The sequence below is a fragment of the Acidithiobacillus sp. genome (assembly GCF_023255755.1).
Classification (GTDB): Bacteria; Pseudomonadota; Gammaproteobacteria; order Acidithiobacillales; family Acidithiobacillaceae; genus Acidithiobacillus.
The window spans coordinates 1-20,281 of sequence record NZ_JAGDVS010000118.1 but is presented as its reverse complement, the minus strand read 5'-3'; the positions used below and the strand labels follow the sequence as shown (position 1 = coordinate 20,281).

At 55.0% G+C, this 20,281-nt stretch carries 40 protein-coding genes; 38 read left to right on the top strand and 2 right to left on the bottom strand.

Features of this window, described 5'->3' with window-relative positions:
• Positions 1–54 precede the first annotated feature (54 nt).
• The 30 genes from rpsJ to rplQ all read left to right on the top strand — a co-directional run bounded on the left by rpsJ (position 55) and on the right by rplQ (position 14,159).
• A complete protein-coding gene (gene rpsJ, locus Q0C48_RS08370) occupies positions 55–363 on the top strand; it encodes a 30S ribosomal protein S10 (protein WP_012536086.1) in 309 nt (102 codons plus the stop codon).
• Between the two features lie 17 nt (positions 364–380).
• Positions 381–1,013 (top strand): 50S ribosomal protein L3, encoded by a 633-nt coding sequence (rplC, locus tag Q0C48_RS08365; RefSeq protein WP_291523331.1) that lies wholly within the window; start codon positions 381–383, stop codon positions 1,011–1,013.
• Between the two features lie 10 nt (positions 1,014–1,023).
• Positions 1,024–1,641 carry a 50S ribosomal protein L4 gene (gene rplD / locus Q0C48_RS08360; protein WP_291523329.1) on the top strand — a complete coding sequence of 206 codons (618 nt, stop codon included), beginning with the start codon at positions 1,024–1,026 and terminating at the stop codon, positions 1,639–1,641.
• A complete protein-coding gene (gene rplW, locus Q0C48_RS08355; RefSeq protein WP_291523327.1) occupies positions 1,638–1,931 on the top strand; it encodes a 50S ribosomal protein L23 in 294 nt (97 codons plus the stop codon). The genes rplD and rplW overlap by 4 nt, the downstream gene beginning before the upstream one ends.
• Positions 1,932–1,947: 16 nt before the next feature.
• On the top strand, positions 1,948–2,772 hold the full coding sequence (rplB, locus tag Q0C48_RS08350) for a 50S ribosomal protein L2 (protein ID WP_291523325.1): 825 nt from the start codon (positions 1,948–1,950) through the stop codon (positions 2,770–2,772).
• Positions 2,773–2,790: 18 nt separating this feature from the next.
• Positions 2,791–3,066: a 30S ribosomal protein S19 gene (rpsS, locus tag Q0C48_RS08345; RefSeq protein WP_010639699.1), complete on the top strand. Its 276-nt coding sequence runs from the start codon at positions 2,791–2,793 to the stop codon at positions 3,064–3,066.
• Positions 3,067–3,077: 11 nt separating this feature from the next.
• Positions 3,078–3,410, top strand: a complete 333-nt coding sequence (rplV, locus tag Q0C48_RS08340) for a 50S ribosomal protein L22 (protein WP_014030027.1) — start codon at positions 3,078–3,080, stop codon at positions 3,408–3,410.
• Positions 3,411–3,421: 11 nt separating this feature from the next.
• Positions 3,422–4,084 (top strand): 30S ribosomal protein S3, encoded by a 663-nt coding sequence (gene rpsC, locus Q0C48_RS08335; RefSeq protein ID WP_215851921.1) that lies wholly within the window; start codon positions 3,422–3,424, stop codon positions 4,082–4,084.
• 12 nt (positions 4,085–4,096) lie between these two features.
• Positions 4,097–4,513, top strand: a complete 417-nt coding sequence (gene rplP / locus Q0C48_RS08330) for a 50S ribosomal protein L16 (protein WP_291523320.1) — start codon at positions 4,097–4,099, stop codon at positions 4,511–4,513.
• Complete coding sequence (rpmC, locus tag Q0C48_RS08325) at positions 4,510–4,707, top strand: 50S ribosomal protein L29 (protein ID WP_291523318.1); 198 nt, start codon at positions 4,510–4,512, stop codon at positions 4,705–4,707. Before rplP ends, rpmC begins: the two co-directional genes overlap by 4 nt.
• Positions 4,704–4,979, top strand: a complete 276-nt coding sequence (gene rpsQ, locus Q0C48_RS08320) for a 30S ribosomal protein S17 (protein ID WP_291523317.1) — start codon at positions 4,704–4,706, stop codon at positions 4,977–4,979. Before rpmC ends, rpsQ begins: the two co-directional genes overlap by 4 nt.
• Entirely contained in the window at positions 4,976–5,344 is a 369-nt protein-coding gene (rplN, locus tag Q0C48_RS08315; protein ID WP_014030022.1) for a 50S ribosomal protein L14, read from the top strand. Before rpsQ ends, rplN begins: the two co-directional genes overlap by 4 nt.
• A gap of 9 nt (positions 5,345–5,353) precedes the next feature.
• Positions 5,354–5,674, top strand: coding sequence for a 50S ribosomal protein L24 (gene rplX / locus Q0C48_RS08310; protein ID WP_291523314.1), 321 nt, complete (start codon positions 5,354–5,356; stop codon positions 5,672–5,674).
• Positions 5,675–5,688: 14 nt separating this feature from the next.
• Positions 5,689–6,231 (top strand): 50S ribosomal protein L5, encoded by a 543-nt coding sequence (rplE, locus tag Q0C48_RS08305; protein WP_014030020.1) that lies wholly within the window; start codon positions 5,689–5,691, stop codon positions 6,229–6,231.
• A 13-nt stretch (positions 6,232–6,244) separates the two neighbouring features.
• Positions 6,245–6,430 carry a type Z 30S ribosomal protein S14 gene (locus tag Q0C48_RS08300; RefSeq protein WP_012536091.1) on the top strand — a complete coding sequence of 62 codons (186 nt, stop codon included), beginning with the start codon at positions 6,245–6,247 and terminating at the stop codon, positions 6,428–6,430.
• A gap of 9 nt (positions 6,431–6,439) precedes the next feature.
• Positions 6,440–6,835 (top strand): 30S ribosomal protein S8, encoded by a 396-nt coding sequence (rpsH, locus tag Q0C48_RS08295; protein WP_291523311.1) that lies wholly within the window; start codon positions 6,440–6,442, stop codon positions 6,833–6,835.
• 13 nt (positions 6,836–6,848) lie between these two features.
• Positions 6,849–7,373 (top strand): 50S ribosomal protein L6, encoded by a 525-nt coding sequence (rplF, locus tag Q0C48_RS08290; protein WP_291523309.1) that lies wholly within the window; start codon positions 6,849–6,851, stop codon positions 7,371–7,373.
• Positions 7,374–7,391: 18 nt separating this feature from the next.
• Positions 7,392–7,745, top strand: a complete 354-nt coding sequence (rplR, locus tag Q0C48_RS08285; protein WP_291523308.1) for a 50S ribosomal protein L18 — start codon at positions 7,392–7,394, stop codon at positions 7,743–7,745.
• Positions 7,746–7,757: 12 nt separating this feature from the next.
• Positions 7,758–8,288 carry a 30S ribosomal protein S5 gene (gene rpsE, locus Q0C48_RS08280; RefSeq protein ID WP_291523306.1) on the top strand — a complete coding sequence of 177 codons (531 nt, stop codon included), beginning with the start codon at positions 7,758–7,760 and terminating at the stop codon, positions 8,286–8,288.
• The gene (rpmD, locus tag Q0C48_RS08275; RefSeq protein WP_291523305.1) at positions 8,281–8,463 is read left to right on the top strand and encodes a 50S ribosomal protein L30; all 183 of its coding nucleotides are present in this window, start codon (positions 8,281–8,283) and stop codon (positions 8,461–8,463) included. Before rpsE ends, rpmD begins: the two co-directional genes overlap by 8 nt.
• Positions 8,463–8,900, top strand: a complete 438-nt coding sequence (gene rplO, locus Q0C48_RS08270) for a 50S ribosomal protein L15 (RefSeq protein ID WP_291523303.1) — start codon at positions 8,463–8,465, stop codon at positions 8,898–8,900. Before rpmD ends, rplO begins: the two co-directional genes overlap by 1 nt.
• A complete protein-coding gene (gene secY, locus Q0C48_RS08265; protein WP_291523301.1) occupies positions 8,900–10,231 on the top strand; it encodes a preprotein translocase subunit SecY in 1,332 nt (443 codons plus the stop codon). Before rplO ends, secY begins: the two co-directional genes overlap by 1 nt.
• 2 nt (positions 10,232–10,233) lie before the next feature.
• Complete coding sequence (locus Q0C48_RS08260) at positions 10,234–10,890, top strand: adenylate kinase (RefSeq protein ID WP_291523299.1); 657 nt, start codon at positions 10,234–10,236, stop codon at positions 10,888–10,890.
• Positions 10,891–11,109, top strand: coding sequence for a translation initiation factor IF-1 (gene infA, locus Q0C48_RS08255; RefSeq protein ID WP_010639668.1), 219 nt, complete (start codon positions 10,891–10,893; stop codon positions 11,107–11,109).
• A gap of 9 nt (positions 11,110–11,118) precedes the next feature.
• Positions 11,119–11,232: a 50S ribosomal protein L36 gene (rpmJ, locus tag Q0C48_RS08250; protein WP_009568281.1), complete on the top strand. Its 114-nt coding sequence runs from the start codon at positions 11,119–11,121 to the stop codon at positions 11,230–11,232.
• 63 nt (positions 11,233–11,295) lie between these two features.
• Complete coding sequence (gene rpsM / locus Q0C48_RS08245; RefSeq protein ID WP_014030011.1) at positions 11,296–11,652, top strand: 30S ribosomal protein S13; 357 nt, start codon at positions 11,296–11,298, stop codon at positions 11,650–11,652.
• A 17-nt stretch (positions 11,653–11,669) separates the two neighbouring features.
• Positions 11,670–12,065 carry a 30S ribosomal protein S11 gene (gene rpsK, locus Q0C48_RS08240; protein WP_291510128.1) on the top strand — a complete coding sequence of 132 codons (396 nt, stop codon included), beginning with the start codon at positions 11,670–11,672 and terminating at the stop codon, positions 12,063–12,065.
• Between the two features lie 20 nt (positions 12,066–12,085).
• A complete protein-coding gene (gene rpsD / locus Q0C48_RS08235) occupies positions 12,086–12,712 on the top strand; it encodes a 30S ribosomal protein S4 (RefSeq protein ID WP_291523296.1) in 627 nt (208 codons plus the stop codon).
• A gap of 22 nt (positions 12,713–12,734) precedes the next feature.
• On the top strand, positions 12,735–13,754 hold the full coding sequence (gene rpoA / locus Q0C48_RS08230) for a DNA-directed RNA polymerase subunit alpha (RefSeq protein ID WP_291523294.1): 1,020 nt from the start codon (positions 12,735–12,737) through the stop codon (positions 13,752–13,754).
• Positions 13,755–13,784: 30 nt separating this feature from the next.
• Complete coding sequence (rplQ, locus tag Q0C48_RS08225; protein ID WP_271779571.1) at positions 13,785–14,159, top strand: 50S ribosomal protein L17; 375 nt, start codon at positions 13,785–13,787, stop codon at positions 14,157–14,159.
• 113 nt (positions 14,160–14,272) lie between these two features.
• Here the strand turns inward: rplQ and dut are convergent, their stop codons facing one another.
• The gene (dut, locus tag Q0C48_RS08220; protein WP_291523292.1) at positions 14,273–14,725 is read right to left on the bottom strand and encodes a dUTP diphosphatase; all 453 of its coding nucleotides are present in this window, start codon (positions 14,723–14,725) and stop codon (positions 14,273–14,275) included.
• Positions 14,722–15,975, bottom strand: coding sequence for a bifunctional phosphopantothenoylcysteine decarboxylase/phosphopantothenate--cysteine ligase CoaBC (gene coaBC / locus Q0C48_RS08215; protein ID WP_291523290.1), 1,254 nt, complete (start codon positions 15,973–15,975; stop codon positions 14,722–14,724). The genes dut and coaBC overlap by 4 nt, the downstream gene beginning before the upstream one ends.
• A 32-nt stretch (positions 15,976–16,007) precedes the next feature.
• On the opposite strand from coaBC, the gene radC reads away from it, so the two are divergent.
• From radC to Q0C48_RS08175, 8 genes are all read left to right on the top strand, one after another.
• Positions 16,008–16,682: a DNA repair protein RadC gene (gene radC / locus Q0C48_RS08210; protein ID WP_291523287.1), complete on the top strand. Its 675-nt coding sequence runs from the start codon at positions 16,008–16,010 to the stop codon at positions 16,680–16,682.
• Positions 16,679–17,044: a diacylglycerol kinase gene (locus Q0C48_RS08205; RefSeq protein ID WP_291523286.1), complete on the top strand. Its 366-nt coding sequence runs from the start codon at positions 16,679–16,681 to the stop codon at positions 17,042–17,044. The genes radC and Q0C48_RS08205 overlap by 4 nt, the downstream gene beginning before the upstream one ends.
• Before the next feature lie 3 nt (positions 17,045–17,047).
• The gene (locus Q0C48_RS08200; protein ID WP_291523285.1) at positions 17,048–17,797 is read left to right on the top strand and encodes a phosphatase PAP2 family protein; all 750 of its coding nucleotides are present in this window, start codon (positions 17,048–17,050) and stop codon (positions 17,795–17,797) included.
• A 161-nt stretch (positions 17,798–17,958) separates the two neighbouring features.
• Positions 17,959–18,312, top strand: coding sequence for a hypothetical protein (locus Q0C48_RS08195; RefSeq protein ID WP_291523284.1), 354 nt, complete (start codon positions 17,959–17,961; stop codon positions 18,310–18,312).
• 23 nt (positions 18,313–18,335) lie between these two features.
• Positions 18,336–18,692: a YtxH domain-containing protein gene (locus Q0C48_RS08190; protein ID WP_291523282.1), complete on the top strand. Its 357-nt coding sequence runs from the start codon at positions 18,336–18,338 to the stop codon at positions 18,690–18,692.
• A gap of 111 nt (positions 18,693–18,803) precedes the next feature.
• Positions 18,804–19,181, top strand: a complete 378-nt coding sequence (locus tag Q0C48_RS08185) for a DsrE/DsrF/DrsH-like family protein (protein ID WP_012536107.1) — start codon at positions 18,804–18,806, stop codon at positions 19,179–19,181.
• Positions 19,132–19,737 carry a hypoxanthine-guanine phosphoribosyltransferase gene (locus tag Q0C48_RS08180; protein WP_291523279.1) on the top strand — a complete coding sequence of 202 codons (606 nt, stop codon included), beginning with the start codon at positions 19,132–19,134 and terminating at the stop codon, positions 19,735–19,737. Before Q0C48_RS08185 ends, Q0C48_RS08180 begins: the two co-directional genes overlap by 50 nt.
• Positions 19,737–20,281: S-methyl-5'-thioinosine phosphorylase (locus Q0C48_RS08175; RefSeq protein ID WP_291523277.1), on the top strand; the 545-nt coding region annotated here is incomplete at its 3' end. The genes Q0C48_RS08180 and Q0C48_RS08175, both read left to right, overlap by 1 nt.

Below are 20,281 nucleotides of genomic sequence, written 5' to 3'. Positions count from 1 at the left end.
ACGCGAAGGCGGCCGTACCGTTGGCGCTGGCGTGGTCTCCAAGGTGGTCGAATAATGGACAGTTCTAAAATTCGTATTCGCCTTAAATCGTATGATTATCGCATGCTCGACATTTCTGCTGCGGAAATCGTAGAAACCGCGCGGCGGACCGGTGCGCGCGTTTGTGGGCCGATTCCTCTTCCTACAAAAATAGAACGCTTTACGGTTTTGCGCTCGCCGCACGTGGATAAAAATGCGCGTGATCAATTTGAACAGCGTACGCACAAGCGCTTACTCGACATTCTGGATCCCAACGACAAGACGGTGGATGCCCTGATCAAACTTGATCTGGCGGCTGGCGTCGATGTCGAGATCAAGCTGTAATTATAAAGGACGATACAATGGTAATGGGCCTGATCGGACGGAAAGTAGGTATGACGCGTATCGTTGCAGACGACGGGCGTGTGCTGCCGGTAACCGTCATTCATGTGGCGCCGAATACGGTGGCACAGGTTAAAGATATCGCCACAGACGGTTACTGTGCAGTGCAGGTGGCAACCGGTACACGCCGTCCACAGAGGGTAACCTCTGCTCTGGCGGGACACTTTCGTAAAAATGGCATTGCTCCTGGGCGGCTATTACGGGAGTTCCGTGTGGCGGATACCACTACTTATGCTTGCGGTGCGGATATCGATCTGGACATTTTCGCCGAAGGACAGCGCGTGGACGTGTCTGGCGTTAGCAAAGGTAAAGGCTTCGCTGGCGCCATCAAGCGCCACAATTTCCGGAGCAACCGGGCTAGTCACGGTAACTCGCGGGCCCACAATGCACCTGGTTCTATTGGTTGTCGCCAGACACCTGGACGGGTATTTAAGGGTAAGAAAATGGCGGGGCATTTGGGCGCGGAACAAGTCACGACGCTTAACCTTGAACTGGTGCGTATTGATGCAACTCGGCGCTTGCTCATGGTGAAAGGCGCTGTTCCCGGTGCCCGTGACGGGGACGTGATGGTTCGTCCCGCCGTGCGTGGTTAGGAGAAAAATAATGCAAGTGCAAAGCTTGGAAGTGACCACCGGGAAAAGCAGCGATATCGAGGTCGCCGATGGTGTGTTTGGAGTGCCTTATAATGAGGCATTGTTGCATCAGGTCGTGGTGGCTCAGATGGCCGGTATGCGTTCGGCGAACGCCGTACAGAAGAATCGCGCGGCAGTGCGTGGTGGTGGACGCAAGCCGTGGAAACAGAAGGGTACCGGTCGCGCGCGCGCCGGCAGTATTCGCAGCCCAATCTGGCGCGGCGGTGGACGGGCCTTTCCTGGTGGGAATGAAAACTACACCCAAAAGATCAACAAAAAAATGTGGGCCGGGGCAATGCGCACAGTGCTGGCGGAGTTGCTGCGTCAGGGTCGCTTGCAAATCATTCAGCAAGAGGATCTCGGCGAGCCGCGGAGTCGATTAGCCAAAGACTGGTTGAGCCGCGCGGGCGGAGATAATTTTTTGCTTGTCATGGGTGAGGTTCCGTTGAATCTTTTCCTGGGCTTGCGTAATTTTCCGAGAGTGGGTATCGCTGGTTGGCAAGATATCGGGCCTGCTGACCTTCTCCAGTATGGTCGAGTGTTGTTGGATACCGAAGCGGCAGCCAGGTTAGGTGAGGTGTACGGATGAACGCGGAACGTCAATATCTTGTCTTACTGGCACCTATTATCAGCGAAAAAAGCACGATGGTGCAGCAGAAGGCAAATCAATTCGTGTTTAAGGTCGCCCGTGATTCTACAAAACTGGAAATCAAGTCGGCGGTTGAGAAGCTTTTTGAGGTACAGGTGCTTTCTGTTCAGACCTGTAACTATATGGGTAAGGAAAAGCGTATGGGTCGTCATGTGGGGCGCCGCTCTTCCTGGAAGAAAGCCTATGTACGGCTGGCCGAGGGCAGCAGCATAGATTACGGCGTTGCCTGAGGAAAAGGGATAAAACATGGCATTAATTAAAACTAAGCCGACCTCTGCAGGGCGGCGGTTCGTAGTAAAAGCGCTAGACACACGCCTTCACAAGGGCGATCCACATCCGACTTTGGTTGAGGCACAATCCCATAGCGGCGGGCGCAATAATCTCGGTCGTATCACGCGGCGTCATCAGGGCGGTGGTCATAAATCGCATTATCGCCTGGTAGATTTTAAGCGTAATAAGTTTGATGTACCGGGCAAGGTGGAGCGCTTAGAGTACGATCCCAACCGTTCGGCACATATTGCTCTGATTTGTTACGTGGACGGCGAGCGTCGTTACATACTTGCGGCAAAAGGTATGGCGGTTGGGGATCCCGTACTTTCGGCGGAGCAGACGCCTGTTAAGCCAGGTAATTGTATGCCACTGCGAGGCATTCCGGTGGGCTCCGTGGTGCATAATATTGAGATGCGACCAGGCAAGGGCGGTCAAATCGCGCGATCCGCGGGGGCTTCAGCTCAGCTTATGGCGCGCGAAGGAGATTATGCTCAAGTGCGTTTGCGCTCTGGTGAAGTGCGACGGATTCATGTATCCTGCCGCGCTACTATAGGTGAGGTGGGGAACGAAGAACACGGGTCCCGCCAACTGGGTAAAGCAGGTGCGATGCGTTGGCGCGGCGTACGCCCCACCGTTCGCGGGGTAGTGATGAACCCAGTGGATCATCCGCATGGTGGTGGAGAGGGTCGTACCTCTGGTGGACGTCATCCGGTATCGCCATGGGGACAACCGACTAAGGGTTATCGTACCCGTAGAAACAAGCGTACGAGCAGTATGATTGTGCGCCGTCGTTCGCGTTAGGGGTTAAGAGGATTTCACGTGCCACGTTCGATTAAAAAAGGTCCGTTCATTGATGAGCATTTGGACCGTAAAGTGCAGAGTGCTCAGGCGAGCAGCAGCCGTCGTCCGATTAAGACCTGGTCGCGCCGTTCGACGATTACACCTGATTTCATTGGCTTGACTATTAGCGTCCATAACGGACGTCAACATATTCCTGTAGTCGTAAACGAGAATATGGTTGGCCACAAGCTCGGCGAATTTGCATTAACGCGGACCTTCAAGGGTCACGTCGCCGACAAGAAAGCTAAGCGCTAAAGGGGAGTGTGATGAAATCGTCAGCAGTGCTAAAAGGACTTCAGATGTCTCCCCAAAAGGCGCGTCTCGTCGCTGATCTGGTACGCGGACAGCCAGTGGGTAAGGCGCTGGAGATCCTGCGCTTTACCACAAAAAAGGCTGCACTTCCGATTCGCAAATGTCTGGAATCTGCTATTGCTAACGCCGAAAATAACGAAGGGGCAGACGTAGATGCTTTGGTGGTCGAGCAGATCATGATTGACGGTGGAGCGGTGCTCAAACGCTTCGCGGCTAGAGCGAAGGGGCGCGGCTCACGGATACTAAAGCGCACTAGCCATATCACCGTTGTCGTCGCAGAGAGTTAACTGAGGAACATATGGGACAAAAAACCAATCCAATCGGACTGCGTCTGGGAATCATTAAGAATTGGAATTCTCGGTGGTATGGTAAAGGCGACTTCCAAGAGAAGTTGTTGGAAGACATCAAGGTCCGTCAGTTTATTCGTGAACGACTTGCCGGCGGCGCTGTTTCTGACATTATCATTGAGCGCCCCGCGCGTAGCGCGCGTATTACTGTGCATACCGCGCGGCCCGGCATTGTTATCGGTAAAAAGGGCGAAGATATTGAAAAGCTTCGTCACGACGTACAGAAGCGCATGGGGGTTCCTGTCCATATTAATGTGGAAGAAATCCGTAAGCCCGAACTGGACGCGCAGTTAGTGGCCGAAAGTGTTGCGCAGCAGCTTGTCCGCCGCATTATGTTTCGCCGCGCGATGAAACGCGCAGTTACTAACGCCATGCGTTTTGGGGCGTTAGGCATGCGTATCAACTGCGCTGGTCGTCTTGGCGGAGCAGAAATTGCCCGTACTGAATGGTATCGGGAGGGCCGCGTTCCATTGCATACGTTGCGCGCTGATATTGACTATGGTTTCGCAGAGGCGAACACCACCTACGGAATTATCGGGGTAAAGGTGTGGATCTTCAAAGGCGAAATCCTTGAGTGGAGCACGGCGCAAACGGCCGCTGCCCGCCAGAAGTGACGGGAGTTTCCGATGCTGCAGCCTAAACGAACAAAATTTCGCAAACAACATAAGGGTCGCAATCGTGGTATTGCTACTCGCGGTAATAAGGTAAGCTTTGGCGAGTTTGGTCTTAAAGCCGTTGGTCGTGGTCGTATCACCGCGCGTCAGCTTGAAGCCGCGCGCCGCGCCATCAGTCGGCATGTAAAGCGCGGCGGCCGCATGTGGATTCGTATTTTTCCGGACAAGCCGATCAGCAAAAAGCCAGCGGAAGTGCGTATGGGCAAAGGTAAAGGTAATCCGGAATACTGGGTCGCCTTGATTCAGCCGGGTAAGGTACTTTACGAAATGGAGGGCGTAACGGAAGAGGTGGCTCGTGAGGCGTTTGCGCTAGGCGCGGCCAAGCTTCCGGTACAGACAGTCTTTGTGAGTAGGCGGGTGATGGGATGAAAGCTCAGGAAGTTCAAAAACTGGATCTGGCAGGCTGCCAGGCGCAATTGATGCTCCTTCTTGAGGAGCAGTTCAGGTTGCGTATGCAACACGCGACTGGGCAGCTTGCAAAAACGTCGCGTTTACGCACCGTGCGTCGTGATATCGCGCGCGTGCGGACAGCCATTACTGTGAAGAAGGAAGCGCACTCATGACCGAGGCGAAGAACCCACGTAGTTTGGTTGGTACGGTGGTTAGCAACCTTATGGATAAGACGATAGTCGTCAATGTTGAGCGTCGTATTCAACATCCGCTCTATAAAAAATACATTCGGCGATCCAAGAAATTTCACGCCCACGATGCGGAAAACGCCTGCCGGATCGGCGACACCGTGAAAATTGAAGAATGCCGTCCTTTGTCGAAAACCAAGAGCTGGCGTTTGGTGAAAGTGCTTGCCGAGGGTATCGTGGAAGGGGATAACGCATGATACAGATGCAGACCAGGCTGAGCGTTGCCGACAATAGCGGTGCACGGGAAGTGATGTGTATCAAGGTGCTCGGTGGTTCACATCGGCGTTACGCCGGTATCGGTGATGTCATCAAGGTGAGCATCAAAGATGCCGTCCCGCGCGGGAAGGTAAAAAAGGGCGATGTTTACAACGCGCTCGTCGTGCGTACTCGCAAGGGGGTGCGCCGCGAAGATGGATCCTTGATTCGTTTCGACAGCAATGCGGCTGTGCTCTTAAATAACCAGTTGCAGCCTATTGGTACACGTATTTTTGGCCCGGTGACACGCGAGTTACGCGGGGCGAATTTTATGAAGATAATTTCATTGGCGCCGGAAGTGCTGTAGGGGATGACCATGTTGAAGGTACGTAAGGACGATGAGGTCGTGATTCTTACCGGTAAGGACAAGGGCAAGCGTGGTAAAGTGCTCAAGGTGCTCCGGGAAGAGTCACGGGTGGTGGTCGAAAAGGTGAACATGATCAAGCGGCACGTTCGTCCTGATCGCATGGGCAAGCCTGGCGGCATCGTGGAAAAAGAGGCGCCAATTCATGTATCCAATGTGGCAATTTTTAATGCCGCTACCGGTAACGGGGATCGAATTGGTTATAAGGTGCTTGAGGACGGGCAGAAAGTGCGTGTTTTTAAGAGCAACGGCGAAGTTATTGGCCGCCGTTAAGCAAGGGAAATAATATGGAAGCACGTTTGCATTCGTTGTATAAAACGTCCATTGCGCCGAAGCTGATGCAGGATTTTGGCTTCAGTAGTGTGATGGAAGTGCCAAAACTGCGGAAGATCACCCTGAACATGGGAGTGGGTGAAGCTGTTGGCGACAAAAAAATTCTCGAAGCAGCGGTTGGTGATATGACCAAAATTGCAGGTCAGAAGCCCGTAGTCACGCGCGCACGGAAGTCCGTAGCGGCTTTCAAAATACGTGATGGTTACCCCATTGGGTGCATGGTGACTCTGCGTGGGATTTTGATGTACGAGTTTTTGGATCGTCTTGTCAGTGTGGCTATTCCCCGTATCAGAGACTTTCGTGGTCTTTCGCCGCGGTCGTTTGATGGGCGTGGAAATTATACGATGGGCGTGAAAGAGCAGATCATATTCCCTGAAATTGAATATGACAAAATTGATCGTTTGCGCGGGTTGGACGTGGTATTCACTACCACAGCCAAGAATGATGAAGAGGGCCTTGGGCTTTTGAAAGCCTTCAAGATGCCCTTTCGGTCTTGAAGGAGTTTGACGCGTGGCAAAGAAATCATTGATCGCAAAGTCTGAAAGGACTCCAAAATTTAAGGTGCGTGCGTATCACCGGTGCAAATTGTGCGGGCGTTCACGCGGTTACTATCGGAAGTTTGGCCTCTGTCGTTTGTGCTTTCGTAAGCATGCCTCGGCTGGGTCGATTCCCGGTATCGTTAAAGCGAGCTGGTGAGGAAACACGATGAGCGTGACGGATCCTATTGCTGATATGCTGACGCGCATTCGTAATGCGCAACAGGTAAATAAGGCGAAAGTGCAGATGCCCGCTTCCAAGCTGAAACGTGCTATTGCACGGGTTTTAGTGGAAGAGGGGTACATTCTGGATGTGAAAGAAGACGTGGCGAACGGTCATCCCGTTCTGAACGTAACGTTAAAGTACTATGCGGGTGCGGGTGTTATTGCCGAGATTCGGCGGGTGAGTCGGCCTGGTGTTCGCGTTTATCGTGGTGCCGAGGACTTGCCGCGAGTGCGCGACGGATTCGGCATCGCCATTATATCCACTTCTCAGGGAATTATGACTGATCGCGCGGCTCGCACCGCGGGCATCGGTGGTGAAGTTCTCTGCGTCGTATCCTAGGGGGAGGACAAAAATGTCTCGTGTAGCGAAACAGCCAGTGCCTCTACCTAAGGGCGTCGAAGTCCATGTTGCGGATCACCGCATGGTGGTGAAGGGGCCTAAAGGCGAGATGTCAGTCCCTTGCCATCCGGCTGTGGAATTGCAGGTAGATGCCGGTATCGCGTCACTCACTTGGGCAGAAGACCAAAATGCCCAGGCTGGGACCATGCGGGCTTTATTGAATAATATGGTAGAAGGCGTCTCACAAGGCTTTGAACAAAAACTAGAAATTATCGGTGTGGGTTACCGGGCCCAAGCGAAGGGTAAAACGCTCAGCTTGAGTCTTGGTTTCTCCCATCCGGTGGATTATCCAGTGCCCGACGATATCACCATCGAAACGCCGACGCAGACGGAAATTGTCATTCGGGGAATCGATAAGCAAAAAATCGGGCAGATCGCGGCAGATATCCGTGCCTATCGTCCTCCGGAGCCCTACAAGGGTAAGGGCGTACGCTACGCCGGTGAAAATGTTAGACGTAAAGAAGCGAAGAAAAAATAATGCTTGAGGCTTACTACTATGAATAAAAATTCGGCAAGGCTTCGTCGGGCGCGCAAGACGCGGGCCCGCATTGCATCGCAAGCCAAACCACGGCTCTCTGTTTTCCGCTCTGGTAAGCATATTTATGCTCAGGTGATTGACGACGCGCAGGGCATAGTTTTGGCGCAGGCATCTAGCTTGGAGGCTGAACTCCGGACGCAAATGGCGCGCGGCGCGGATGTGGCCGCCGCCGCAACTATCGGACAACGGGTTGCAGCGAAGGCACTGGCTGTGGGCGTTAAGGAAGTGGCATTTGACCGTAGCGGATATCGTTACCATGGTCGGGTGAGAGCTTTGGCCGACGCCGCCCGCGAAGGCGGGTTGTCGTTCTGATGGAGAGCTAAGATGGCACGGGAAAATCGCGATACGCAATCCAACGATGGAATGCAGGAAAAACTTATTCACATCAACCGCGTTTCCAAGGTGGTCAAAGGCGGGCGGCAGTTCGGCTTTGCGGCGCTCATGGTGGTGGGCGATGGAGATGGAAAGGTTGGCTTTGGCCGCGGAAAGGCCAAAGAAGTCCCTGCGGGTATTCAAAAGGCCACCGACCGGGCGCGCCGATGGATGACGAGCATACCTTTGATGAAGGGCGGCACGATTCCTTACCCGGTAGAAGGGCGCCATGGCGCAGCGCGAGTAATGCTGCGGCCGGCTCCAGAAGGTAGTGGCGTAATCGCTGGTGGTGCGATGCGTGCAGTTTGTGAGGCCGTGGGACTGCGGAATGTGGTTGCCAAGTCTCTGGGTTCTAACAACCCTATCAACGTTGTTCGCGCGACTTTCGATGCTTTTAATAAGCTTGCCAGTCCTCAGGCTATCGCTATGAAACGTGGCAAAAGTTTGAAGGAGATTCGCGGCCAGGGAGGGCACGATGAGTAAGCAACTGCGCATCACGCTGGTAAAAAGTCTGATTGGCGTCGCTGAAAAGCATCGTCGGGTTGTGCTGGGATTAGGGTTGCGTCACACAAATCATTCGGTAGAACGTTTGGATACTCCAGAGATTCGTGGGATGGTCAATAAAATACCTTATCTACTTCGCTGGGAAGAGCTGTGATGAAATTAAATACGATTGCGCCTGCAGAGGGCTCGAAAAAAGACCGTCGCCGTGTTGGACGTGGTATCGGAAGCGGTTTAGGCAAAACAGCCGGTCGTGGTCACAAGGGTCAGCATGCCCGCTCCGGTGGTTACCATAAGGTGGGTTTCGAAGGCGGTCAGATGCCGTTGCAAAGACGTATTCCTAAGCGTGGGTTCCGTAATGCATTAGGTGTCCACGTCGTTGAGGTGGCGTTGTCCCAACTGGAGTCTGCGGCGATTGACGGCGTAGTAGACCTCGAAGGCTTGTTGCTTCGGCGCATCGTTCGCGGCTCGCCGGATTCGGTTAAAGTTATTTTGACCGGCGAACTCACCCAGGCTTTAACCGTGCGTGGCCTGCGCGTAAGCGCGGGTGCCCGGGCGGCCATTGAGAATGCTGGCGGAAGGATAGAAGGTTAATGGCCGGGTTACGTAGCATTGGGGGCGCCGCACAGGGGGCCGGAAAGATCAATGAGTTACGTAACCGCATCCTTTTTCTGCTGGGCGCGCTTCTGGTTTTTCGTGTTGGGGCACATATACCCGTGCCAGGAATTGACCCTGCGGCGATGGCGGCTTTTTTTAATCAGCAGCGGGGAACTATCCTGGGCATGTTCAATATGTTTTCGGGGGGCGCACTCTCCCGACTGACGGTTTTCGCACTAGGGATCATGCCTTACATCAGCGCGTCAATCATATTCCAGTTGGCAGGGGCAGTTTTTCCGAAGCTGGAAGAACTTAAAAAGGAAGGTGAGGCGGGGCGCCGTAAAATAACGGAGTATACACGTTATGCCACGGTCATACTTGCCCTGATGCAAGGCTTGGGAATCGCTATCGCGATTGAAAAGATGCACGCCGGACATCTTCCTGTGGTAATTGATCCAGGTCCGCTGTTCCTGTTCACGACAACCATTTCGCTTGCCTGCGGCACCGTCTTTTTGATGTGGGTTGGAGAACAAATTACGGAGCGAGGAATCGGTAATGGCATCTCTATGATTATATTTGCCGGTATTGTCGCAGGCCTGCCAGATGCCATCGGGACAACTTTTGAGCTAACCAAAACCGGACAGTTTCAGCCGCTGTTCATTGTAGCGCTTTTTGTCCTTGCGCTGGGAGTGACCGGCTTTGTGGTATTCATGGAGAGTGCGCAGAGACGTATTCCCATCCAATACGCCAAGCGGCAGGTTGGCCGTAAGATATATGGAGGCCAGAGCACGCACATGCCGCTCAAGGTGAACATGTCTGGCGTAATTCCGCCGATCTTTGCATCTAGCATCATCCTTTTGCCAGCGACACTATCTGGATGGTTCGCTAATGTGCCCGGGATGGAGTGGCTGGCGCGCTTTGGACAAGCCTTGAGTCCAGGGTCTGCGCTTTACGTCGTGGTATTCACCACGGCGATTGTGTTTTTTGCCTTTTTTTACACCGCCATGGTGTTTAATCCTCGCGACACCGCAGATAATCTGAAAAAGTCTGGCGGCTTTGTGCCGGGGATTCGGCCTGGCGAGCATACAGCGAAATACATGGATCGTATCCTTACCCGGCTCACGCTTTGGGGTGCCATATATCTGACCCTGGTTTGCCTGCTGCCAGAGTTCCTTATTGTCCAGTACAACGTACCATTCTATTTTGGTGGTACCAGCCTGCTGATCGTCGTTGTGGTGATGATGGATTTAATGGGGCAGATTCAGAGCCATCTGCTAACGCATCAGTACGAAGGGTTGATTCGCAAAAACCCTCTCAGTGGACACTGATAGTGGCAAAGCATTTGATTTTTCTTGGTGCGCCTGGCGTCGGTAAGGGCACGCAGGCCCAACGCCTTGCCCAGTTAATGGACTTGCCTCACGTCTCCACTGGTGATATGCTCCGCGCCTCGGTTCAGTCTGGTAGGGAGATTGGACTGCGTGCTGCGGCAGTGATGGAGTCCGGCGCGCTGGTGGGTGATGAAATTATTATCGGTATCGTCGCGGAGCGGCTACTTCTTCCAGACGCGGCGGCAGGGGTGGTCTTCGACGGATTTCCCCGAACCATCCATCAGGCGAATGCGCTTGATAACTTAGTAAGTGCGCATGGCGACCAAATTACCGCGGTGCTGCATATAAATTTGTCTGACGAAGAAATTGTCGAACGTCTCTCCGGGCGGAGGGTGTGTTCGAAATGCGGGGCGATTTATCACATACGCTACCACGCGCCTGCGGTTAATGGGGTCTGCGATATCTGTGGGGGTGTGTTGTTGCAACGTGAGGATGATCAGCCCGCAGTAATTCGTAAACGGCTGGCTGTCTATCAGGCGGAGACTGCGCCCTTGATCGCTTATTATCACGATCGACCTGCCTATCATCTGGTGAGTGGGGAGGGCGAAGCCGATGAAGTATTCTCTAGAATCGTGGAAGCGGTAGGGGTAGTACGCTAAATGTCGAAAGAAGATACCCTGGAAATGCAGGGTGAGGTAATAGAGAATTTGCCGAGTGCGACGTTTAAGGTACGCTTGGAGAATGGTTATGTCGTTAATGCACATATCTCCGGTAAAATGCGGATGCATTATATCCGCATTTTACCAGGGGATAAGGTTACCGTAGAGATGACGCCCTATGATTTAACCAAGGGTCGCATCATTTATCGTGCCAAATAGGGGGTAGTCATGAAGGTTCGCGCATCGGTAAAGAAGCTTTGTCGTAACTGCAAAATTGTTCGTCGTAATGGTGTGGTTCGCGTGATTTGTGTTGAACCTCGCCATAAGCAGCGCCAAGGTTAAGGCGGTAGGCGAAACTGTTTAGTCTGTGGGGTCAACCCACTCAGTCTCTTGGAGGAACTGCGGATGGCCCGCATCGCTGGTGTAAATATTCCGAACAATAAACAAATAGAAATTGCCTTGACGTATATTTATGGCATTGGTAAGACGCGAGCTCAGCATGTTTTGAGCGCGGCGGAAATTGCCTTTGATATGCGAGTCAAGGATATCAGCGAGCCCGAGCTTGAACGCATACGGTCAGAGGTTGCGAAGTTCCTGGTGGAGGGCGATTTACGCCGCGAAGTCACCATGAATATCAAACGTCTGATGGATTTGGGTTGTTATCGCGGAATACGGCATCGCCGCGGTCTCCCCGTTCACGGCCAGCGGACAAAGACCAATGCGCGTACGCGTAAGGGTCCCGCTAAGTCCATTACGCGTTAAGCAGGAAGATTCTAGCAATGGCGAAAACACAAGCGAACTCCCGTGTGCGAAAGAAGGTCAAGAAAAACGTTCTTGACGGTGTTGCGCACATTTATGCGTCCTTCAACAACACGATTATCACGATCAGTGATCGTCAGGGCAACGTTTTAACTTGGGCCAGCTCTGGCGGGTCGGGGTTCCGTGGTTCACGTAAAAGTACACCTTTCGCTGCACAGGTGGCAGCGGAAAACGCGGGCAAAAAAGCGCAGGAATATGGTGTTAAGAACCTGGATGTCGAAGTGCGGGGACCGGGGCCGGGTCGAGAGAGTACGGTGCGTGCACTTCATTCTATTGGCTTCCGTATTGCGAGCATTCGCGACGTGACGCCGATTCCCCATAACGGATGCCGTCCGCCTAAAAAGCGGCGTGTTTAATTTTTAGGTGGAGGTTATCTGTGGCTAAATATACGGGTCCGAGTTGTCGTTTGTGTCGGCGCGAAGGTGGGAAATTATTTCTCAAAGGCGAGAAGTGCTTTTCTGATAAATGTCCAGTGAGTATACGAGCCTACGCCCCAGGGCAGCATGGTCAACGACGCGGACGTGTCAGTGAATACGGCGGTCAGTTACGTGAAAAGCAAAAAATCCGGCGTATCTATGGCGTACTGGAAGGACAGTTCCGTCGCTATTTCCAGCGTGCCAGCCAGACGCGGGGCGTTACCGGCGAGTTGTTGCTGCGTTTTCTGGAGTTACGTCTCGACAATGTGGCCTATCGTTTAGGGTTCGGAGCATCTCGTGCTGAGGCGCGGCAGGTGGTTCGCCACGGTCACATTCTGGTGAATGGACGGCGTGTGGATATCCCGTCTTATCAGGTCCGCGCCGGTGACGTGGTGAGCGTTGCAGAGGGTGCTCGAGCGCACATGCGTATTGTCTCTGCGGTAGAGGCTGCGGCTGGCCGTGGTTTCCCGGAATGGGTGAGTATGGACACTACCGAACTCAAGGGCACTATCAAAGCCGTACCGGTGCGAGAAGATATCGCTCCGGATTTGAACGAACAGGTCGTCGTGGAGTTGTACTCTAAGTAAGACCGGGGGTTGAGGAACGCTTATGACTGAGGTAGGAGAGCTGTTGCGTCCGCAGGGCGTCGATGTGGAAGAAGTTTCAGCACACCGTGCGCGTATTGCCCTCGGACCCTTGGAACGTGGCTTTGGTCACACCTTGGGTAGTGGGTTGCGCCGAGTGTTGTTATCGTCTCTCAAAGGTGCGGCGGTTACGGAAGTCGAGATTGAAGGAGTGTTGCATGAATATTCCAGCATCGAAGGGGTGCAGGAAGATGTCGTGGATATTCTGCTCAACTTGAAAATGTTGGCAGTTCGTGCGCATGGACGCGGAGACGCGGTGGTGACGCTGCGTAAGCGTGGCCCAGGTCAAATGACGGGTGCGGATATCGTGTCCGAGCACGGCATTGAGGTGGCCAATCCTGATCAAGTGATTGCCACTTTAACCCGCGACGTTGAACTGGTGCTTCATTTGCGTATTGACGAGGGCAGGGGCTACGACGCAGCTGCCACGCGTCGGCAGAGTCATGAAAAGCGCATCGGTGTGATGGCTCTGGACGCGAGTTTCAGTCCCGTATTGCGCGTAAGCTATCTGGTGGAAAGTGCGCGGGTAGAGCAGCGTACTGACCTGGACCGTCTGATACTCGATGTCGAGACGAATGGCGTGGTCGACCCGATTTGGGCGGTGCAAGAGGCTTCCCGTATTTTCCGCAGTCAGCTCGGTGTGTTAGCCGGTGCGGAAACGAAGGAAATACCTGAGGCGTCACAGGCGCAGGCCAATGAAAGCCTTACGCCATTGTTGGTCCGCCCGGTCGATGACCTGGAGCTTACGGTACGATCGGCGAACTGTTTGAAAGCCGAGGATATTTTTTACATCGGAGATTTGGTTCAGAAGTCGGAGCAGGAGCTTCTGAAAGCGCCTAATCTCGGACGCAAGTCTCTCAACGAGATAAAGGAAGTTTTAGTGGCGCATGGCCTTACGTTGGGGATGCGACTCGACAATTGGCCACCGGAAAATTTGCCACCGGTGCCTGGGCGAGCTGCCGATGCGGATTCGATCAGCAGTTAACGTTAGAAATTTTGTAGAGGGAATGGGGTTATGCGTCATCGCAAAAGTGGTAAACAGTTAAATCGTAATAGTAGTCATCGGCAGGCGATGTTTGCCAATATGATGGTGTCCTTGTTTCATCATGAGCGAATCGTTACCACGTTACCCAAGGCGAAAGAGCTGCGGCGTTTTGCGGAGCCGATGATCACGCTGGCGAAGGATGCGACAGTGGCCAAGCGGCGGTTGGCGTTTTCGCGTTTGCGTGATCGCCAGGCTGTGGTCAAGTTGTTTGATGATCTCGGTCCACACTATCTGGCGCGTCCAGGCGGTTATCTGCGTATTGTTAAGTACGGCTTTCGGGCTGGTGACAATGCGCCGTTGGCTATTGTTGAGCTTGTAGATCGGCAAGCGGCCACTGCTGAATAGTCAGAGATTGTTCTGAAAAAAACCGGCCTGATGCTCGAGGCCGGTTTTTTATTCACTATTTTCAGGATACGCGGAGAAGCCGGGCGGTATCGCGGGTCCTGACATATTGGCGTCTACTGACGTCCGGTGCTGCCAAAGCCTGCGACGCCCCGTTCGCTAGTGGTAAAACTGGCCACCAGCGTAATGTCAGGGCGAATAATCGGCACCAGCACCATTTGCGCTACGCGCTCACCGGGTTCAATGACCATCTCTGCAGCGCCCCGATTCCACAGAGAAATCTTTAGTGGTCCCTGATAATCCGCATCGATGAGACCGACCAGATTACCCAGTACCAGGCCGCGATGTCCGAGACCCGAGCGCGGCAGCAACAGTGCCGTAACCTGCGGGTCGCCGATATGCATGGCAAACCCGGCGGAGACGAGTTCTGCCTGCCCGGGAGCCAGTTGCAGCGGGGCGTCCAGGCAGGCGCGCAGGTCCATGCCTGCGGCGTCGGCGCTGGCATAATGGGGGAGGGGCCATTGCTGGCCGATGCGTGGATCAAGAATGCGAATTTGCAGATTGCTCATGTAAGGTCTTCGTACTCCGTACCGGAAGGTGGAAAAAACGTGCTGAGGTGACGCACCAGATGGCGCGCGAGATCCATTTTGCTGCAACGGGGGATGTGCAGTACCCGTTCGCCCTGCAAAATACTGCAGGCATTGTCGGTAGCACCCATCCCCATATCGGCGGAAGTAATATCGTTGACTACGATGATGTCCGCCCCCTTGCGCTGCGCCTTGGTGCTTGCAGTGGCGAGGTGGTTGTGGGTCTCGGCGGCAAAAGCGACAATATAGCGTGGTCGCCGAGGGTCCTGATGGACCATGCTGACGATATCGGGATTAATGCTGAGAGGCAAAGGGTTTGCGATATCCGTTTTGCCTAGTTTATGCGCGCTGAACTGACTCGGCCTGTGGTCGGCGACGGCGGCATTGGCGATGAAGATATCCGTGGGCTTGTCCAGTGCCTGCAGGCAGGCCGCGAGCATGTCCTGTGCAGAGAGAACATCCTGGCGGCTTACTCCCGGCGGCGTTTGTTCATGGGTAGTGCCGGTAATCAGCAACACCTCCGCCCCCGCCTCCGCGCAGGCCTGGGCGAGGGCAAAACCTTGGCGGCCACTGGCGCGATTGCTCAGACCGCGAGCGGGATCGATCGCTTCCCAAGTTGGCCCGGCGGTAATGAGGACACGTTGCCCGCGCAGGGTTTTCTCGGCCAGAGCGAGACGTAGTTCACCCACCATGCGCTCTGGTGCCAACAGTCGTCCGGTACCTTCCTCACCACAGGCGAGACTGCCGCTGTCCGGACCCAAAAAGTGGGCGCCATCCGCCTGCAACTGGGCGACATTGCGCTGCGTCGCAGGGTGTGCCCACATGGCACTGTTCATCGCGGGTGCGAGAAAGAGCGGCGCACGGTTGGCGAGAACGACGGTACTGAGCAGGTCATCGGCCAAGCCTTGGGCGAGGCGGGCCATTCCATTGGCGGAGATGGGTGCGATTAGGAGGGCGTCGGCCCAGCGTGCCAGGCGGACGTGGTCCATGGCCGCCTCTTCGGCGGCGGCAAAGAGGTCGCTACGCACGGGCTCCCCACTCACGGCTTGCAAAGTCAGCGGCGTTACAAACTGTGCAGCGCCCCGTGTCATGACCACGCGCAGTTCTACTCCTGCCTGGCGCAGGGCGCGCACGATCTCCGGGCTCTTGTAGGCGGCGATGCTGCCACCTACACCCAGAAGAATTCGTTTGCCAGCGAGGGGCTCTGTCGTGTTGAATACGCTTTCCATCATCACATTCCTAGTGTAAGGGAAGGAGGGAGCGTATGGCCATCACTGATTGGCCGGCGGACGAGCGTCCGCGGGAAAGACTATTGCAAAAAGGGGCAGCGACTCTGTCGGATGCAGAGCTGCTGGCGATATTTCTGCGGGTGGGCGTGGTGGGCAAAAGTGCGGTGGATCCGGCCAGGGACTTACTGCAGAATTTTGGTAGCCTGCGGGCATTACTCACCGCGTCTCATCATGATTTTTGTGTGCATAAAGGGCTCGGGGATGCCAAATACGCGCTTTTGCAGGCGGTGCTGGAAATGGGTAAGCGTCATCTCGCCGAGGAATGGCAGCGAGGAGACAGCCTTGATTCGCCGCAGCGGGTGCGACAGTATCTGTCTGCCACTTTGCGCGACCGCTGCCGTGAGGTTTTTGCTGTGATCTTTTTGGATAATCGCCATCGGGTGCTGCGCTTTGAGGAGATGTTCCTGGGGACCATTGACGGCGCTACCGTGCATATTCGCGAAGTGCTGAAGCGCGCCCTGGAGTTGAATGCGGCAGCCCTCATCGTTGCGCACAACCATCCTTCCGGCGTGGCGGAACCCAGTGCGGCAGATCTTTCCCTCACTCGGCGTCTGGATCAGGCCATGCAACTGGTTGACCTGCGCTTGCTGGATCACTTTATAGTCGGCGACGGCGAGCCCTTGTCTCTGCGCGAACAGGGGGGCTGGTGAAAAAAAACAGCGCACTCTGGCGGCGTGCCTTTTTTGCAGGGCATGGGTTGTGGGTCGCTGCCCGTGAGGAAGCCAGTTTTCGGGCAGAGTTGTTGGCAGTCGTGGTGGGCGTGATTCTTCTGTACTGGACTCAGGCATCGCTCATCTGGTGGGGGGTTGGTATTTTGCTCATGGGTGCAGTGCTGGCGGCAGAGCTGCTCAACAGCGCCGTAGAATCTCTCGCTGACTTGGTAAACCCGGAATATCACCCCCTGGTAGCGCGCGCGAAGGACTATGGCGCGGCGGCGGTGCTGGTGCTGAGCATCGCTGCAGTATTGATTGCCGCGTTGTTGTTGTGGCGACGCTTTCATACGGGGTTTTGAAATTTGCGCGGACCACAACGCTGGGAGCTGTTGGCTTTATTGCTGCTCGGCTTGGGGGTGGCAGCGTTGCTCTGGCTTTACGCTGGTGATTTTCTGGCGGGTGTGCTCTTGCGTCGGGGAACACTGTTGGATGCCCGTTGGGAGGCGGAGATTCTACAGTCCCGGGACCCTGTCTGGCAGCCGTTCTGGGCCGGGGTGACCCGGCTTGGCGGCCCAGATTTTCTGCCTTGGCTGGTAGCAGTGATGGCGGCTGCCTGCTTCGCTGCATGGCGTTTTTTCGATGGCATTCTGCTGGTTTCAGGCGCGGTAGTATTCGCCGTGCTCGTTCAGTTGGTAAAAGTGACTACGGCACGTGCCCGGCCTCCGACCGCGGCAGAAATGCTGTCGCCTGCGTTCCCAAGCGGGCACGTGAGCCTCAGTGTGGTGGTCTATGGCCTTTTGGCCCTGTACATCCTTGCTGCGGTACGGCATCGCGGCCTGCGTCTGGCGATGGTGACATTGCTCGCGGTATTGGTCGCAGCCATCTCCTGGAGTCGCCTAATCCTGGGGGTACATTGGCCTAGTGATGTGTTTGGGGCCTGGTTACTGTCCGGATTATGGCTGGGCCTGCTCTGGGGGGTCTGGCAAACTTATCGCTACCGACATCCACGATACTTACTGACTGGTGCTCGCAAGATTTGGAGCAGAGTGGCCTTGGGATTGCTGAGTGTCGCCGGACTGGCCGTGATGGGGTATGTATTGTCATTCTGGTGAAGCCTGCGCGCGTCATATCGGCACCCGCGATTTTACCCAGACGGCAGATGCGGCTTATAATGCGATAAGATGACGGGGTGGGCCAGGGGTCATAGTCGGGTTGTTGCTCTTCACTGCGTTAAGAGGGTTGCTTTCGATATGCGGAAGCTCTGGGGGAAAGGATGAGTGTCAGTGCGGGGGTAACCATCATTGCCATTGTCATGATCATTATTCTGTTGATCATCGCGGTGACAGCGGTTGTGCTGATACGGGCCCAGTTGCGTCTGAAAAGGCTGCTGGCCAGGGTTGAACAGGACATCGGACCGCTGGTATTTGATGCCAAGGTGGCCTTGGCGGACATTAAACACATCACCCAGACCGGGCGAATACAGATGGGGCGGGTGGATTCCACACTCAGATATCTGAGTCAGGAGATCATGGATACGACGGATACCCTGGTTCGGCCGATACACGAGATGGGACTGTGGTACCGTGCGCTGCGCACAGGGTGGCGTTATTTTTCCCGGAAACATTAGCTGGAAACAGCGAGGAGACGACAATGAAGAATGCAGAAGGCTTTGTTATCGGAGTGCTGGTTGGCGCGGTTGGCGCCCTGTTGCTGGCCCCGGCCAGTGGCGCAGAGACACGCCAGGAATTGCGCCGCGCTATGGATAAGGGACGGGATCGCTTGCGCAATATGGAGTCGCTGGCCGAAGAACGTATCAGTGTGCTCATTGATGAAATCCAGGAAAAAACCGCACGCCTGATGGATGCGGGTGGTGACTTGGTCGAGTCCAAACGCCAGGATCTGCTGGAGGCTATTCAGGTGGCCAAGCGGGCATTGGCAGAGGAGCGGGATATTCTGACCCGGGCCAGCCGGGCGCGCCGTATTGAGGCACAGGAAACCGATATCTAAGAACGCTTGATATGGCCCTGTGACTTTTTATGGTGTAATCAATCATTTCATGGCGCGGCGCCGGACTGGGACGGCTATGATGGGCAGGCCGAATTTTTTAAGGAGATATACATGGCTGATAAATTGTTGATGGTTATGGTGAACACCGATCCATCCAACCCCCAGGAGTTGGGTGCGCCTTTCTTTCAGGCGACGGTGGCTGCCGCGATGGATTTTGAGGTCGAAGTGGTGCTGACCGCCCGCGCTGGCGAGCTGGCCAAGAAGGGGGTTGCGGAGAAAATGTTTGTTATGCCGGGCAGCCCCAAGAGCGTCTATGACTTTATCAAGGATGCCCATGAAGCAGGTGTGAAATTCTTTGTCTGTACCCCGACCCTTGAATTGTGGGAATGCACCAAGGAAGACCTGATCCCCGAAATCCAGGACATCGTCGGTGGCGCTTATGTCATTGAGCAGGCCATGGACGACGACGTGGTCACCTTTACCTACTAATGCCATTATGACACCTACCCACTTAGGGCCCGCTGAGCATCTGTTTAGCGCGGAAGAGGTGGAGGCGGCCATCCAGCGGATGGCCGTTGCCATTAATAAGGACCTGGAACATCTGACGCCGCATCGTCCGGTGGTGTTGCTTTGCGTGCTGACGGGTGCCGTCGTGGTGGTCGGTCAACTGATGCCTCACCTGCATTTCCCTCTGGTGCTCGACTGTGTACAAGTCGGTCGCTACGGTGCGAAAACCAGTGGTGGTACCTTGCAGTGGCGTACGCGCCCCAAAGAACCACTGGCAGGTGCTGTGGTTTTGCTGGTGGACGATATTCTTGATGAGGGCGTCACCCTGCAAGCTTTGCAGGAATACTGCATGGCGGAGGGCGCTGCCGCCATTCATACGGCGGTGATGGTGCGGAAAGTCCGTCCTCGCGCGATTGATGTACAGGTGGACTACGTGGGGCTGGAAGTGCCGGACCGCTTTGTGTTCGGTTACGGGCTGGATGCCCGCGGCCTGGGGCGGAATGCACCGGGTATTTTTGTTTTGCCGGAGGACGGCTGATGGGTGTGGTGGGCATTATCGGTGGTAGCGGTCTGACCAGGCTCAAAAATTTGCAGATTCGCAACCGTCGGGTGATTCGCACCCCCTTCGGTGAAACTTCTGGCCCGCTGACTTTTGGCCAGCTTGGTGGACAGGAGGTGGTGTTTATTGCCCGTCATGGTTATGGGCACACCATTCCTCCGCACCGGGTCAATTATCGTGCCAATATCTGGGCGCTGCACCATGTCGGGGTGACGCATGTTATCGCGGTGGCGGCGGTGGGTGGAATCACGGCATCCATGCAGTCAGGCGTCCTCTGTCTGCCTGATCAGATGATTGATTACACCAGTGGGCGTCCCAGCACCTTCTTTGAGGGTGGGGAAAGCATGGTGGTGCATATTGACTTTTCTGAGCCCTATTGTCAGCGGGTACGTGAGCGTCTGCTGCAGGCGGCGGGATCTGCGGATATCGTGGTTATTGACGGCGGCACTTATGCGGCTACCCAGGGCCCGCGCCTGGAAACCATCGCCGAAATTCGCCGTATCGAAGGGGACGGTGGAGATGT

Excerpts from the sequence above, each read along its gene's own strand:
- rplX (WP_291523314.1), top strand. The coding sequence starts at position 5,354 with ATGTTGAAGGTACGTAAGGACGATGAGGTCGTGATTCTTACCGGTAAG.
- rpsC (WP_215851921.1), top strand. The coding sequence starts at position 3,422 with ATGGGACAAAAAACCAATCCAATCGGACTGCGTCTGGGAATCATTAAG.
- Q0C48_RS08190 (WP_291523282.1), top strand. The coding sequence starts at position 18,336 with ATGAAGAATGCAGAAGGCTTTGTTATCGGAGTGCTGGTTGGCGCGGTT.
- rpsE (WP_291523306.1), top strand. The coding sequence starts at position 7,758 with ATGGCACGGGAAAATCGCGATACGCAATCCAACGATGGAATGCAGGAA.
- rplB (WP_291523325.1), top strand. The coding sequence starts at position 1,948 with ATGGCATTAATTAAAACTAAGCCGACCTCTGCAGGGCGGCGGTTCGTA.
- rplQ (WP_271779571.1), top strand. The coding sequence starts at position 13,785 with ATGCGTCATCGCAAAAGTGGTAAACAGTTAAATCGTAATAGTAGTCAT.
- rplD (WP_291523329.1), top strand. The coding sequence starts at position 1,024 with ATGCAAGTGCAAAGCTTGGAAGTGACCACCGGGAAAAGCAGCGATATC.
- rpoA (WP_291523294.1), top strand. The coding sequence starts at position 12,735 with ATGACTGAGGTAGGAGAGCTGTTGCGTCCGCAGGGCGTCGATGTGGAA.
- Q0C48_RS08185 (WP_012536107.1), top strand. The coding sequence starts at position 18,804 with ATGGCTGATAAATTGTTGATGGTTATGGTGAACACCGATCCATCCAAC.
- rplN (WP_014030022.1), top strand. The coding sequence starts at position 4,976 with ATGATACAGATGCAGACCAGGCTGAGCGTTGCCGACAATAGCGGTGCA.
- rplC (WP_291523331.1), top strand. The coding sequence starts at position 381 with ATGGTAATGGGCCTGATCGGACGGAAAGTAGGTATGACGCGTATCGTT.
- radC (WP_291523287.1), top strand. The coding sequence starts at position 16,008 with ATGGCCATCACTGATTGGCCGGCGGACGAGCGTCCGCGGGAAAGACTA.
- coaBC (WP_291523290.1), bottom strand. The coding sequence starts at position 15,975 with ATGATGGAAAGCGTATTCAACACGACAGAGCCCCTCGCTGGCAAACGA.
- secY (WP_291523301.1), top strand. The coding sequence starts at position 8,900 with ATGGCCGGGTTACGTAGCATTGGGGGCGCCGCACAGGGGGCCGGAAAG.
- rpsK (WP_291510128.1), top strand. The coding sequence starts at position 11,670 with ATGGCGAAAACACAAGCGAACTCCCGTGTGCGAAAGAAGGTCAAGAAA.
- rpsQ (WP_291523317.1), top strand. The coding sequence starts at position 4,704 with ATGACCGAGGCGAAGAACCCACGTAGTTTGGTTGGTACGGTGGTTAGC.
- rpsM (WP_014030011.1), top strand. The coding sequence starts at position 11,296 with ATGGCCCGCATCGCTGGTGTAAATATTCCGAACAATAAACAAATAGAA.
- rplE (WP_014030020.1), top strand. The coding sequence starts at position 5,689 with ATGGAAGCACGTTTGCATTCGTTGTATAAAACGTCCATTGCGCCGAAG.
- rpmJ (WP_009568281.1), top strand. The coding sequence starts at position 11,119 with ATGAAGGTTCGCGCATCGGTAAAGAAGCTTTGTCGTAACTGCAAAATT.
- rplW (WP_291523327.1), top strand. The coding sequence starts at position 1,638 with ATGAACGCGGAACGTCAATATCTTGTCTTACTGGCACCTATTATCAGC.
- Q0C48_RS08195 (WP_291523284.1), top strand. The coding sequence starts at position 17,959 with ATGAGTGTCAGTGCGGGGGTAACCATCATTGCCATTGTCATGATCATT.
- rplP (WP_291523320.1), top strand. The coding sequence starts at position 4,097 with ATGCTGCAGCCTAAACGAACAAAATTTCGCAAACAACATAAGGGTCGC.
- rpmD (WP_291523305.1), top strand. The coding sequence starts at position 8,281 with ATGAGTAAGCAACTGCGCATCACGCTGGTAAAAAGTCTGATTGGCGTC.
- rplF (WP_291523309.1), top strand. The coding sequence starts at position 6,849 with ATGTCTCGTGTAGCGAAACAGCCAGTGCCTCTACCTAAGGGCGTCGAA.
- rplR (WP_291523308.1), top strand. The coding sequence starts at position 7,392 with ATGAATAAAAATTCGGCAAGGCTTCGTCGGGCGCGCAAGACGCGGGCC.
- infA (WP_010639668.1), top strand. The coding sequence starts at position 10,891 with ATGTCGAAAGAAGATACCCTGGAAATGCAGGGTGAGGTAATAGAGAAT.
- rpmC (WP_291523318.1), top strand. The coding sequence starts at position 4,510 with ATGAAAGCTCAGGAAGTTCAAAAACTGGATCTGGCAGGCTGCCAGGCG.
- rplV (WP_014030027.1), top strand. The coding sequence starts at position 3,078 with ATGAAATCGTCAGCAGTGCTAAAAGGACTTCAGATGTCTCCCCAAAAG.
- dut (WP_291523292.1), bottom strand. The coding sequence starts at position 14,725 with ATGAGCAATCTGCAAATTCGCATTCTTGATCCACGCATCGGCCAGCAA.
- rpsH (WP_291523311.1), top strand. The coding sequence starts at position 6,440 with ATGAGCGTGACGGATCCTATTGCTGATATGCTGACGCGCATTCGTAAT.
- Q0C48_RS08180 (WP_291523279.1), top strand. The coding sequence starts at position 19,132 with ATGTCATTGAGCAGGCCATGGACGACGACGTGGTCACCTTTACCTACT.
- rplO (WP_291523303.1), top strand. The coding sequence starts at position 8,463 with ATGAAATTAAATACGATTGCGCCTGCAGAGGGCTCGAAAAAAGACCGT.
- rpsJ (WP_012536086.1), top strand. The coding sequence starts at position 55 with ATGGACAGTTCTAAAATTCGTATTCGCCTTAAATCGTATGATTATCGC.